At 42.4% G+C, this 12,036-nt stretch carries 11 protein-coding genes; 8 read left to right on the top strand and 3 right to left on the bottom strand.

Annotated elements, in window-relative coordinates; all coding sequences use genetic code 11:
* Positions 1-52: 52 nt before the first annotated feature.
* Positions 53-2,026 (bottom strand): acetate--CoA ligase, encoded by a 1,974-nt coding sequence (gene acs, locus H6G92_RS18290; RefSeq protein WP_190895060.1) that lies wholly within the window; start codon positions 2,024-2,026, stop codon positions 53-55.
* 228 nt (positions 2,027-2,254) lie between these two features.
* Here acs and H6G92_RS18285 point away from each other — a divergent pair, with 228 nt between their 5' ends.
* The 6 genes from H6G92_RS18285 (at position 2,255) to H6G92_RS18260 (ending at position 7,972) form a co-directional block, all read left to right on the top strand.
* Positions 2,255-2,899 (top strand): restriction endonuclease subunit R, encoded by a 645-nt coding sequence (locus H6G92_RS18285; RefSeq protein ID WP_190895059.1) that lies wholly within the window; start codon positions 2,255-2,257, stop codon positions 2,897-2,899.
* A 30-nt stretch (positions 2,900-2,929) separates the two neighbouring features.
* Positions 2,930-3,280, top strand: a complete 351-nt coding sequence (locus H6G92_RS41155) for a hypothetical protein (RefSeq protein WP_390625452.1) — start codon at positions 2,930-2,932, stop codon at positions 3,278-3,280.
* Positions 3,281-3,627: 347 nt separating this feature from the next.
* Positions 3,628-4,317: a hypothetical protein gene (locus H6G92_RS18275; RefSeq protein WP_190895058.1), complete on the top strand. Its 690-nt coding sequence runs from the start codon at positions 3,628-3,630 to the stop codon at positions 4,315-4,317.
* A gap of 68 nt (positions 4,318-4,385) precedes the next feature.
* Positions 4,386-4,832, top strand: coding sequence for a hypothetical protein (locus tag H6G92_RS18270; RefSeq protein ID WP_190895057.1), 447 nt, complete (start codon positions 4,386-4,388; stop codon positions 4,830-4,832).
* 837 nt (positions 4,833-5,669) lie between these two features.
* The gene (locus H6G92_RS18265; protein WP_190895056.1) at positions 5,670-6,086 is read left to right on the top strand and encodes a hypothetical protein; all 417 of its coding nucleotides are present in this window, start codon (positions 5,670-5,672) and stop codon (positions 6,084-6,086) included.
* 11 nt (positions 6,087-6,097) lie between these two features.
* On the top strand, positions 6,098-7,972 hold the full coding sequence (locus H6G92_RS18260) for a tetratricopeptide repeat protein (RefSeq protein WP_190895055.1): 1,875 nt from the start codon (positions 6,098-6,100) through the stop codon (positions 7,970-7,972).
* On the opposite strand, the gene H6G92_RS18255 is transcribed toward H6G92_RS18260, so the two are convergent.
* Entirely contained in the window at positions 7,961-8,164 is a 204-nt protein-coding gene (locus tag H6G92_RS18255; protein WP_190895054.1) for a DUF433 domain-containing protein, read from the bottom strand. The genes H6G92_RS18260 and H6G92_RS18255 overlap by 12 nt on opposite strands.
* A gap of 273 nt (positions 8,165-8,437) precedes the next feature.
* Between H6G92_RS18255 and H6G92_RS18250 the strand changes: the two genes are divergently transcribed.
* Complete coding sequence (locus H6G92_RS18250; protein ID WP_190895053.1) at positions 8,438-9,160, top strand: TerC family protein; 723 nt, start codon at positions 8,438-8,440, stop codon at positions 9,158-9,160.
* Positions 9,161-9,267: 107 nt separating this feature from the next.
* Here the strand turns inward: H6G92_RS18250 and ndk are convergent, their stop codons facing one another.
* The gene (gene ndk, locus H6G92_RS18245; RefSeq protein ID WP_190895052.1) at positions 9,268-9,717 is read right to left on the bottom strand and encodes a nucleoside-diphosphate kinase; all 450 of its coding nucleotides are present in this window, start codon (positions 9,715-9,717) and stop codon (positions 9,268-9,270) included.
* Positions 9,718-9,981: 264 nt separating this feature from the next.
* On the opposite strand from ndk, the gene speA reads away from it, so the two are divergent.
* Positions 9,982-11,997, top strand: coding sequence for a biosynthetic arginine decarboxylase (speA, locus tag H6G92_RS18240; RefSeq protein ID WP_190895051.1), 2,016 nt, complete (start codon positions 9,982-9,984; stop codon positions 11,995-11,997).
* The last annotated feature ends 39 nt before the right edge of the window (positions 11,998-12,036 follow it).

Raw genomic sequence — 12,036 nt, 5'->3', positions numbered from 1 at the left:
AGACGGTAAAGGCGCACATATATGCGCCCCTACTAAGCTCATTTGGAATTATTTACGTACCTTCCCGCAATTTATCCAATACGCTTCTATCTTCCAATGTCGAAGTATCCCCAGATACTTCTTGACCTGCGGCTAGATTCCGCAGTAAGCGCCGCATAATTTTACCCGATCGCGTTTTGGGCAAAGCGTCTGTAAAGCGAATTTCTCCCGGACGTGCGATCGCACCAATTTCTTTGACGACGTGCTGCTTTAGTTCTTTACTCAGTTCCTCGCTTCCCTGATAAGTGCCTTCTAAAGTTACAAAAGCAACTACTTCTTCACCCTTAAGTTCATCTGGTTTACCCACTACCGCCGCTTCTGCAACCGCTGGATGAGAAACCAATGCTGACTCTACTTCCATTGTACCGAGTCGGTGTCCTGATACATTCAGTACATCATCCACACGACCCATTACCCAAAAGTAGCCGTCTTCATCTTGTCTTGCGCCATCGCCAGCAAAGTAAATATAGTTACCATCTTTGGGTGGAATGTGTTCCCAGTAGGTGCGGCGGAAGCGTTCTGGATCGCCGTAGACTGTCCGCATCATTCCTGGCCACGGATGGCGTACCGCTAGATAACCGCCTTCGTTATTGGGTACGGTGTTTCCTTCCAAATCCACGACATCTGCGATAATTCCGGGGAAGGGAAGAGTTGCGGAACCGGGTTTGGTGGGAATTGCTCCTGGTAGCGGTGTAATCATGATACCGCCAGTTTCCGTTTGCCACCAAGTATCAACAATTGGACAGCGATCGCCACCAATTACTTTGTGATACCACATCCAAGCTTCTGGGTTAATCGGTTCACCGACGGTTCCCAACAAACGCAACGAAGACAAGTTTCGCGCGTTGGGATGCTGTTCACCCATCTTAATAAATGCCCGAATTGCCGTAGGTGCAGTATAAAAAATATTAACGCCGTATTTTTCAATTACATCCCAGAAACAGCCAGGATTAGAAGCACGGGGCGCACCTTCATACATCACAGTGGTTGCACCGTTGGAAAGCGGGCCGTAGACAATGTAGCTGTGTCCCGTAATCCAACCTACATCAGCAGTACACCAATATACATCTGTGTCTTGCAGGTCAAATATCCACTTGGTGGTCATGTGGGTATACAAATTATAACCAGCAGTTGTATGCACTACGCCCTTCGGTTTACCGGTGCTGCCGGAAGTGTAGAGGACAAACAGCATATCTTCGCTGTCCATTGGTTCGGCGGGACAATCTGCTGATACTCCTTTTTGCAAATCATGCCACCAATGATCGCGTCCCCCCAACTGCATATAAGTTTCCTGTCCGGTGCGTTTGACAACGAGGACATTTTTAACGCTGGGAACAGCACCATCAGCCAAGGCTTTATCTACCTGTTCCTTGAGAGGAACGATCGCATCTTTGCGCCAACCACCATCAGCCGTGATTACTAGTTTAGCTGTGGCATCAACTAAACGATCACGCAAAGCTTCGGCACTAAAACCACCAAATACCACACTGTGGGGTGCGCCAATTCTGGCACAGGCTAACATAGCGATCGCAGCTTCGGGAATCATTGGCATATATATACCAACACGATCGCCTTTTTCTACACCCAGTTGCTTCAATACATTGGCAAACTGGCAAACTTCCCGGTGCAGTTGGGCATAGGTGAGGGTACGCGAATCACCTGGTTCCCCTTCCCAAATCAATGCTGCTTTATTTTTGCGCCAAGTAGTGAGATGTCTGTCAAGGCAGTTGTAAGAAATATTCATCTTTCCGCCAACGAACCACTTAGCAAAAGGTGGTTGCCAATCTAGCACAGTATCCCATTTTTGGAACCATTCTAATTCTGTTCCAGCCAAATCTGCCCAAAATTGCTGCGGATCAGCTTTTGCTTGGTCATAGAGGCGCTGATAGTCTTCCAGGCTTTTGATATGGGCGTTTTTTGAGAATTCCGAGCCAGGATGGAAGAGGCGATTCTCTTGTAGGATTGATTCTATAGTTGGTTGAGACATGATTATAAGTGCGATCGCTATTGTTACTAAAAACTATTCTTAGCTCAGTTGTGCTAGACCGTGTTTAGATTTTCGTTAAGCTAGATAGGAATTGCCGAGTTATTTAGTTTACATTGATTTTCATCTAGCAAAAGCAAGCGATCAAGAAAGTTAAAGAGGTTACATTGCAACCTATCTACCGCCAATGTTGCAAAATACAAGTAGTCTTGACAAACAAAGCCTGAAACTATGCCTCTCACCGTCGAAGCTAGCAGCTTATCTCTCAACGATGTTCATCGCTTTCTCAAATTAGAAGAACTTTCCAATGGTTCATTCACAGACTTCTTAAGTCTAGAACCACTCTCTGAGTTTGAACAGCAGGATTTATTGCGAATCAGAAATGACTTCCGTCGCTATTTAAGCGCAGGTAAAATCTCTGAAGGTTTGGTTAAATTTCTAACGATCGCACCATTAATGCGGCTCTCAGGATTTTACGATGTGCCGATTCGGTTGACAATGGAAGATAGCATTGCGATCGCAGTCGAAGATGAAGACAAAAGAATTACCGGACGGATGGATATTTTAGCAATCAACAGTCCTCAAAGTAATATTGCGCCGCTACTTTGGGTTTTAGTGATTGAAACAAAAAATAGTTCGGTCAATGTGATTGAGGGTTTACCTCAATTATTAACTTATGCTTTTAAGAGTTTAGAGCAACAACCATCAGTTTGGGGTTTGGTAACTAATGGACAGCTTTATCAATTTGTTTATCTAAGACATGACAACCAGTCAACTTATGAGTTAATGCCATTATTAAATTTGAGTCAATCTCCAGATGCAATAGAGTTATTACAAGTTTTCAAAGCCATCTGCAAGTTACTAAATTTTCAGTAAAATGAACGTGTAATCGCGGGGCGATCGCTGATGTTTGAACCTGCTGCTGTAAAATTGATCTTAGATGATATTTTAGAAGACGAAGTAATTTTTCCTTCTGGTGATATACTTGGTGACGAACCAGCCTTGGAAAGTGACCTACACCACGATCAAATCGAAGACTTTTTTGTAGTTTTGGGAACTCAGAAAAAAGACCGTAAGAGTTCGGTAGTTTGGCAAGAAAACGGCAAATATCTCAACCTGATCGTGGAAATTTTGTCAAGTTTAGCGACAGCAGTTGATAACAGGTTTAAAAAATGTTTATCAGCATACCTTCCGTACACCAGATTATTTCTGGTTCGACCCTGGAACAATGAAACTTCAGGGATTTCATGGTGTTGAAGGTAAGTATCAATAAATTTAATTAACCACTGATGGACGTTTGTGGAGTCAGCAGTTAGAACTTTATTTGGGAGTTTATGAAGGTAAATTAAGATTCTTCACTACTGAAAATCAATTAATACTATCATCAGAAGGATTGGCTGAACAAAAACGTTTACATGCTCAATCGGCAAAAGAACGCACCGGGCAGAGCAAGAAATTGCTCGACTGCGGGAGGTTTTACGTACACGGGGCATCGACCTAGAGAATATTTAATGACATCAAAAAATTAACTAGAGACCTTTTCAAGTTAAGATTTAGTTATTAGTGTGTAAAAAAAGCGTAATCTTCTGAAAGTAGGGCATCGTTTGCAAGCAAAAGAGATTAAGGATAAGCTAAAGTCCCTTATCGAGCAAGCCTCCTCGATAGATCCTAATTTAGCGAGAAGATTAGATGAAATCAATCGTTGGGTAAAGAATATTAAGCCAGGTTCCCTGACTGCAAAACCATTTGTCCTTGCATTTCTCCTAGAGGTGATTACGGATTCTACAATTTGGCTGATAATCAAATCCTTACCTTCGGAAGAAGAACAAAAAGCAAAGTTCGCTCAAATGACACCGATTGAGAGATATTGGTATGGTTATCTCTTTCCTAGATGGATTAATGCAAGTGACTCCAAATTTTATATTTGGAAGCAAAAATTGATGGCAGGCGAATTTAATCAGGTTGATGATGATATCATTAAATCAATAGCCCAAGATATTGTTCAGAGAGAAGGTAGTTTTTGGCAGCGTTATATTGCCGACCTTTCTATGGCAACCGACCTAATTGTTAGTCGTAACAATCAACCACTGTGCATTCAAATTACCAGTGTTAGTGAAGAACTTAATCAACAAAAGTACCAAGCTTGGCAAAATACACTGCGATCGTGGGAAATAGAGAGAGGACTGTTCTTAAGTTACAATCCCAAGGATGCTAATTTTGTTAACCAGTTAGTCAACGTGGCCCTGTATAACAGTGATTACCTGTCTGGTGGCAAATATTTAAAATTTTCGTGAACTTTCAGAAATTTGATATTTCAGATTTGTGTTCTAGCCTACATACTTACCTGCTAATTACAGCTTTTATGGCTAACAAAAGAGAAACTCACAGCTGCAACAATCAAGTAGATACATTTGCTGAAGCTTTAGCAACGGCGCGACAAATGCAGCAGAACTGGCTAACTTACGGGGTTGATTTTGTCAATTTTTACGTTGAAGATGTGGATGGAGACTGGCTAGAAACGTGGGGACATGACGAAATTTTAGGCAATTCTCAATTAGATGCTATCAAAGAATTTTTGGTAAGTAATGATAGTGTAGCTGTGAAGGTAAGGCAGAATTTAGGAGAGCGATCGCTCTTTGATTTTGCCGTAAACTTAGAAGAATCTTGGAGAATTACTGAGACTAATGACAGGTTATCTGCTGTAATAAATCTGTTAGCTGGTGAAGAAAATAGTATTGATACAGATGACGACATCAGGTTATTGGATTTAGCAAATACTCTAGTGGTAAAGTTGGCAGATATTTTGTAAAATTTTTAGTTTAGTAGTGGTAAATTCAATTGCCCTTCAACTATCGAATTTGCAACGATGATGTTGAGCTACTAAAAGATAATGGTAGCTAGCGATCGCATAATTTTATTTTATTAATTTTTACTATAAGACAGCATTTAGGAGAGCGATCGCTGTTTGATTTTACGGAATAATTGACGATTCCATTCTTTGTAGAGACGGCGATTTATCGCGTCTTCTTAACGTGTCAGTTTTTTAGACGCGATAAATCGCGTCTCTACATGAGGGGTTTCTGGCTTATCCCAAGGGTATTGGGATAAAACTGGTGACTTGTGTGTACACTGTAGCGTTACTAAGGAGAGGGACAAATTTTACATAGTCAAATCAAGGTGAGGTATCTTAATTGCACACACCCTAAGTATTTGTTGCAAAAATTCAATTGTTTATTGCCAATATTCAAACAATTGTTACTCACGTTAAAGCATTTATAAGAAAGGCTTAAGCATTTCTTACAAAGATTAAATATTTTCTTATGAATGTTGAAGCCGTTGTTACTCACGTTAAAGCATTTATAAGAAAGGTTTAAGTATTTCTTGCAAAGATTAAATATTTTCTTATGAATGTTGAAGCAATTGTTACTCACGTTAAAGCATTTATAAGAAAGGTTTAAGCATTTCTTACAAAGATTAAATATTTACTTATCAATGCTGAAGCAATTGTTATTCAGGTTGAAACTGTTCCCTTAAAAAGTACACCCGACTTTAAGCAGAGAAACGGGATTAGCCTTTAACTCTCTGGAATGTAAACATCTGTTATTGTATCCATCAGTGAGGATGTCGCCAGATAAGGTAGGATACTTTGGAACCGATAACAGCTAGTGCGATCGCAACTCTCGCTTTTACTAAAGCATTTGAGAAAACCATTGAGAAATTTACTGAAGCAGCTCTTGGCAAAATGGATGAGCTGCGAAAAAAGATTTGGGGTAAATTACGGGGAAATCCGAAAGCAGAAACAGCCCTCGTTGCTGCTGAAAAAGGCTCGAAACCCGATGTAGACAGGGTTGCTGCTTACTTGCAGATAATTTTACACGAAGAACCGGAGTTTGCTGAAGAAGTAAAAACACTGGCTCGTGAAATTGAGGCTGGTAAGATAGTAGACAAAAGCAATATCACCCAAATCAACCAAGACAACGCCAAGGGATGGCAAACTAAGGTTGAGGGTGGAACAGTTTATCAAGGTGAGATTAACATTCATCATGCACCCCCCAATTCTTGAAGTGAGCCATCATGAACCAAAGCAACCAGGATAATGCCAAGGGCTGGCAAAATAAGGTTGAGGGTGGAATAGTTTATCAAGGGGATATTAGTATCTACAATTCCCCTACTGGGCAGTTACACTCATCTCCTCCAAATAATATTCCCTCTCGCGGTGTCGCCAACTTCGTCGGGCGGGATGAAAAACTTGCAGAGGTGCATAAAAAGTTGCTGCAAAATGACAACGTGGCAATTTTGGCTGTAACTGCTATGGGAGGAATGGGTAAAACTGAACTGGCGACAAAATACGCACAGCGCTACAAAGTCAAATATCCTGGTGGGCTTTGCTGGTTAAATGCCAGAAAACCAGATTTAGCAGCAGAGATTGTGGAATTTGCTAAGTCTTACATGGAACTGGAACTACCGCCAACCTTATTGACTTCCCAGGAACAAGCAAAATGGTGCTGGCGTAATTGGCAACCACAAGCAGGACTAGTCTTGGTAGTATTGGACAATATTGACGATGTGATTAACTGGGAAAATTCTCGCGAAGTACTGCCAACAGATAACCGCTTCTGTATATTGATGACAACTCGGTTGCGAAATCTCGGTTTAACAGTTCAACACATAACTTTGGATGAACTTTCACCAAACGATGCTTTGAATTTGTTGATAGCTTTGTTGGGTGAGAATGATAGGCGGGTGCAAGGTGAACCACAAACGGCAGCAAATTTATGTAAATGGCTGGGATATCTACCTTTAGGTTTGCAATTAGTTGGCGCGTATTTAGCAGAAGATCCAAGTTTGTCTTTGGCAGAGATTTTACAGCAATTACCAGCCCAGCAAAAATCTCAATTGGAAGCCGTATTTGAATTAAGCTGGCAAAAACTCAACTCTATGACACAGCGTGTTGCTAAGTTGTTGAGTTTATTTGCCCCAGATATCATTCCTTGGCAATTGGTTGAATCTGTCAGTCAGTTACTACATTGGACGAAGGCAGATGTTGACGAGGCGAGAAAGCAACTTTTTAAGCACCATTTAATTGAAGTAGCAGAAGGAGAAAGTTGCTATAAAATTCATCCTTTAATTAGAGAGTTTTTGCAAGAGAAATTGGCAGGATTAAACACAGCCGATGACCTCAAAAAAGCCTTTGCCGCAGCATTAGTAGAAATCGCTGATAAAATACCTGAATCTCCTACCCTTGAGGATATCAAGTCAGTGCAACTGGCAATTCCCCATTTAACTGAGGTGGCACAAAATCTAATTGATGTTGTGGAGGATGAAAATTTAACTTGGGTTTTTACTGGTTTGGGCAGATTTTATCAAGGACAAGGTTTGTATACCTTAGCAGCACCTTGGTATGAGCAAGGATTATCAACAGTGCAGACCCGATTGGGAGAAGAACATCCCGATTTTGCCACCAGCCTGAACAACCTGGCAAATCTCTACGATTCTCAAGGACGCTACGACCAAGCCAAACCCCTGTATCTGCAAGCTTTAGACCTGAGAAAACGCCTGCTGGGAGAAGAACATCCTTCAGTTGCCAACAGCCTGAACAACCTGGCAAATTTCTACAATTCTCAAGGACGCTACGACCAAGCCGAACCCCTGTTTCTGCAAGCTTTAGAACTTTATAAACGCCTGCTGGGAGAAGAACATCCCGATTTTGCCACCAGCCTGAACAACCTGGCAAATCTCTACAATTCTCAAGGACGCTACGACCAAGCCAAACCCCTGTATCTGCAAGCTTTAGAAATTTGTCAGCAGGTGTTTGGGGTAAATCATCCCAATACGATTACTGTTCGGCAAAATCTAGAAAATCTTCGGGAGAAAAAGAGTAATAGCCGTAAAGTTAAGAATAATGCTAACAATTCCTTGTGGGAGAACTTTTTATGGTTATTTCATTGAAGCGAAAGTTCTAATCGCCAGAATATCTTCAGATTTTAAATCGTCATAATCTTTGAATATTTCTTCATTACTCATGCCAGAACTGAGCAGTTTCAAAATAAACTCAACTGGATAACGAAGTCCTCGAATGCAGGGTTTACCGTGGCAGATATTTGGATTATGAGTGATGCGTTGTAGAAGTGTGTTATCCATAAACTCTTACCATATTTCTGTTGTCATCTTCTAATTGCTAGATACGAACTGACAGCAGTCCATTGCGATCGCACTAAGCTAGATGTTAAAACTTTGGATGTATTGACTTATACGCAAATTACCCCACTCGCACTACGATCGCATACATTCAACCCTCTTCAAAATGCACCACAACCACGTTAAGCTGAATTAGAGTGACAATTTATTGCGCTTTTTAATATATAAATCTCTGTTCTTGTCAAATTTTAATTTTTTCTGCTTGAGAAACCCGGAATGCTAGACCGAATTTTTGATTACCTCGACTTTCATTTCAGCCTTGAAGCCCTTATAGTTCTGCTGATCCTGGTGCTTTTAGAGGCGCTGTTATCTGCCGACAATGCGATCGCTCTGGCTGCGATCGCTCGCGGGCTGGAAGACAAAGAACTTGAGCGTAGAGCTTTGAACTTTGGTTTAGTCGTTGCCTATGTGCTGCGAATCTCCCTGATTCTTACTGCCACTTGGGTGCAACAATTCTGGCAATTTGAATTATTGGGCGCTGCTTATCTGCTGTGGTTGGTATTCCAACACTTTACCTCGGAAGAATCCAAGGACGAACACCATCACGGGCCGCGGTTTAATTCGTTGTTGCAAGCCATACCCGTGATTGCATTTACAGATTTGGCATTTTCTTTGGATAGCGTGACAACTGCGATCGCAGTTTCTCAAGAAAAATGGCTAGTGCTGACGGGTGCAACAATTGGTATTATCACGCTGCGATTCATGGCGGGATTGTTTATCCGTTGGTTAGACGAATATGAAAACCTAGAGGACGCAGGCTATGTAACTGTAGCTTTTGTGGGCTTGCGTCTGTTGTTGAAAGTGGTGAACGATAATTTAGTTCCACCAGAATGGATCATGATTACTGCGATCTTCCTGATTTTAGGCTGGGGATTTTCCAAGCGTGTTGGCACTGAATTACCCCAAGTAGAACCAGAGAAGAGTGAAGTCTCGAAGTAAGTGAGGGGGATGAGGGGGACAAGGGGGACAAGGGGGACAAGTTTCTTCCTTGTCTCCCCCCTCTTCCTTGTCTCTTCTCCATGCCCCATTCCCCACTCCCTACTGTCTTACTCGCGCAACCAAGGCGTTAAGTGTGGTTGCCAATTGACTAATTCTTCATCCTTAAACCATAGGGCTATTTCCCGTTGCGCGGTTTCTTGAGCATCAGAACCGTGGATTAAGTTGCGACCAATATTCAGGCCAAAATCGCCCCGAATCGTTCCCGGCTCTGCTGTTAAGGGGTTTGTTGCACCAATAATCTTTCTGGCAGATGCAACAACGCCATCACCTTCCCATACCATCGCTACCACTGGGCTAGAAGTGATAAATTCGACTAAACCACCAAAAAAGGGACGTTCTCGGTGAACATCATAATGTTGTTCAGCCAATTCCCGACTGACTTTCAGAAACTTTAAACCAACTAGGGTAAAACCTTTCGTTTCAAAGCGACGGATAATTTCCCCCACTAATCCCCGTTGTACTCCATCTGGCTTAATTGCTAAGAATGTGCGTTCCAAAGCTATCTCCAAAAACTTAATGAATTTTTTATCTGGTCAATTGTCCCCGTTGGCGTAGCGTCTCCTTTAGGAGAAGTTCTGTTTGCCTGTCATTTGTTCAAGGATTTGCCACTTAATGACTAATAACCAATAACTAATGACTCTTGACACATTACTCTTGACCAATCAGAGTTTATCTCAGAAATTATCATTGGGTGCATATACGTTCCCAAATGAATGCGTTAAATTGTTAATTCGTGGGTGAAAAACAGAGGTTAGGAAGAAATGGGTGTTGATTCAACTGCTACATCTGACGAGGTGGTACAAGTACCGTCCAATGGACACAAAGAAGTGAAAAATCATAAGCAAAAAAAGCTGTTACCACCTAGTCCTACCGCAGGAGATTTACCTCGCTCCTGGAAAATTGAGGATAGTGAAGCCTTATACCGAATTGAGGGTTGGGGACAACCTTATTTTTCCATTAGCGCTGCTGGTCACGTGACCGTGGCACCCAAGGGCGATCGCGGGGGTTCTCTAGACTTGTTTGAATTGGTCAATGCCATGAAACAGCGCAACTTGGGACTTCCCATGTTGATTCGCTTTTCTGATATTTTGGAAGACCGGATTGAGCGGTTGAATGCTTGTTTTGCCAAAGCGATCGCCCGCTACAACTACCCTGGTGTCTACCGTGGTGTGTTTCCCGTCAAGTGCAATCAAGAGAGGCATTTGATTGAGGATTTAGTGAAATTTGGCAAACCCCATCAATTTGGTTTAGAAGCCGGTTCCAAGCCAGAATTAATGATTGCTCTGGCTGTCCTGGATACACCAGGAGCATTGTTAGTTTGCAACGGCTACAAAGACCGAGAATATATCGAAACGGCAATGTTAGCCCAAAGACTAGGGCAAACACCAATCATCGTCTTAGAACAGATTGAAGAGGTTGATTTGGTGATTGATGCCAATCGCCAGTTAGGTATTAAGCCAATATTAGGTGTTCGTGCTAAACTCAGTACCCAAGGCATGGGACGTTGGGGAGCCTCTAGTGGCGATCGCGCTAAATTTGGTTTGACAATGCCTGAGGTAATCGAGGCTGTTGATAAGTTACGGGAAGCTAACCTGCTTGATTCTTTGCAGTTGATGCACTTCCACATCGGCTCACAAATCTCTGCCATTAATGTAATTAAAGATGCTATCCAAGAAGCCAGCCGCATTTATGTGGAATTGGCAATGCTGGGGGCAGATATGAAATATCTTGATGTTGGCGGTGGCTTGGGCGTAGATTACGATGGCTCCCAAACCAACTTTTATGCATCAAAAAATTACAACATGCAGAACTATGCCAACGACATCGTGGCAGAGTTAAAAGATACCTGTGCAGAGCGGCAGATTCCCGTACCAACACTGATTAGCGAAAGTGGACGAGCGATCGCTTCTCATCAGTCGGTGCTGATTTTCGACGTTCTTAGTACTAGCGATGTCCCCCTAGATTCACCAGAACCTCCACAAGAGGGAGAATCCCCGATTATCAATTACCTGTGGGAAACTTACCAATCGATCAACAAAGAAAACTATCAAGAGTTCTACCATGATGCGGCACAATTCAAAGAAGAAGCTATCAGTCGCTTCAACTTAGGAATTTTACGTCTCAGAGAACGAGCCAAAGCCGAACGCCTCTACTGGGCTTGTTGTCAGAAAATTCTAGACATCACTAGACAGCAAGAATACGTACCCGATGAATTGGAAGACCTAGAGAAAATTATGGCTTCCATCTACTACGTCAACATGTCAGTATTTCAATCAGCACCAGATTGCTGGGCGATTGATCAGCTATTCCCAATCATGCCAATCCACCGCTTGGATGAAGAACCAACGCGGCGGGGAATTTTGGCAGACCTCACCTGCGACAGTGATGGTAAAATCGACCGCTTTATAGACCTGCGCGATGTCAAGTCGGTTTTAGAACTACACACCTACAAGCCCGGAGAACCCTATTATTTGGGAATGTTCTTGAATGGAGCTTACCAGGAAATCATGGGCAATTTGCACAACCTATTTGGGGATACTAACGCCGTTCACATCCAATTGACGCCCAAAGGCTACCAGATTGAACACGTCGTCAAAGGTGACACCATGAGCGAAGTGGTAAGCTATGTCCAGTATGACTCCGAAGATATGGTGGAAAACATTCGCCAGCGCTGCGAGAAAGCATTAGAAGAAAAGCGCATCACCCTAGCGGAATCTCAGCGATTGCTGCAAACCTACGAGCAGAGTCTCAGAAGATATACGTATCTAAATAGTTAGGAGTTAGGAGTGAAGAGTTAGGAATAAAGTTAAGAGTTA

This window comes from Nostoc foliaceum FACHB-393, assembly GCF_014698505.1.
Classification (GTDB): Bacteria; Cyanobacteriota; Cyanobacteriia; order Cyanobacteriales; family Nostocaceae; genus Nostoc; species Nostoc foliaceum_A.
This window is presented reverse-complemented; position numbering and strand designations above follow the sequence as displayed.

What these genes read in the sequence shown, in the direction of transcription:
- acs (WP_190895060.1), bottom strand. Translation starts at nt 2,026, where the DNA reads ATGTCTCAACCAACTATAGAATCAATCCTACAAGAGAATCGCCTCTTC.
- H6G92_RS18285 (WP_190895059.1), top strand. Translation starts at nt 2,255, where the DNA reads ATGCCTCTCACCGTCGAAGCTAGCAGCTTATCTCTCAACGATGTTCAT.
- H6G92_RS41155 (WP_390625452.1), top strand. Translation starts at nt 2,930, where the DNA reads ATGTTTGAACCTGCTGCTGTAAAATTGATCTTAGATGATATTTTAGAA.
- H6G92_RS18270 (WP_190895057.1), top strand. Translation starts at nt 4,386, where the DNA reads ATGGCTAACAAAAGAGAAACTCACAGCTGCAACAATCAAGTAGATACA.
- H6G92_RS18260 (WP_190895055.1), top strand. Translation starts at nt 6,098, where the DNA reads ATGAACCAAAGCAACCAGGATAATGCCAAGGGCTGGCAAAATAAGGTT.
- H6G92_RS18255 (WP_190895054.1), bottom strand. Translation starts at nt 8,164, where the DNA reads ATGGATAACACACTTCTACAACGCATCACTCATAATCCAAATATCTGC.
- H6G92_RS18250 (WP_190895053.1), top strand. Translation starts at nt 8,438, where the DNA reads ATGCTAGACCGAATTTTTGATTACCTCGACTTTCATTTCAGCCTTGAA.
- speA (WP_190895051.1), top strand. Translation starts at nt 9,982, where the DNA reads ATGGGTGTTGATTCAACTGCTACATCTGACGAGGTGGTACAAGTACCG.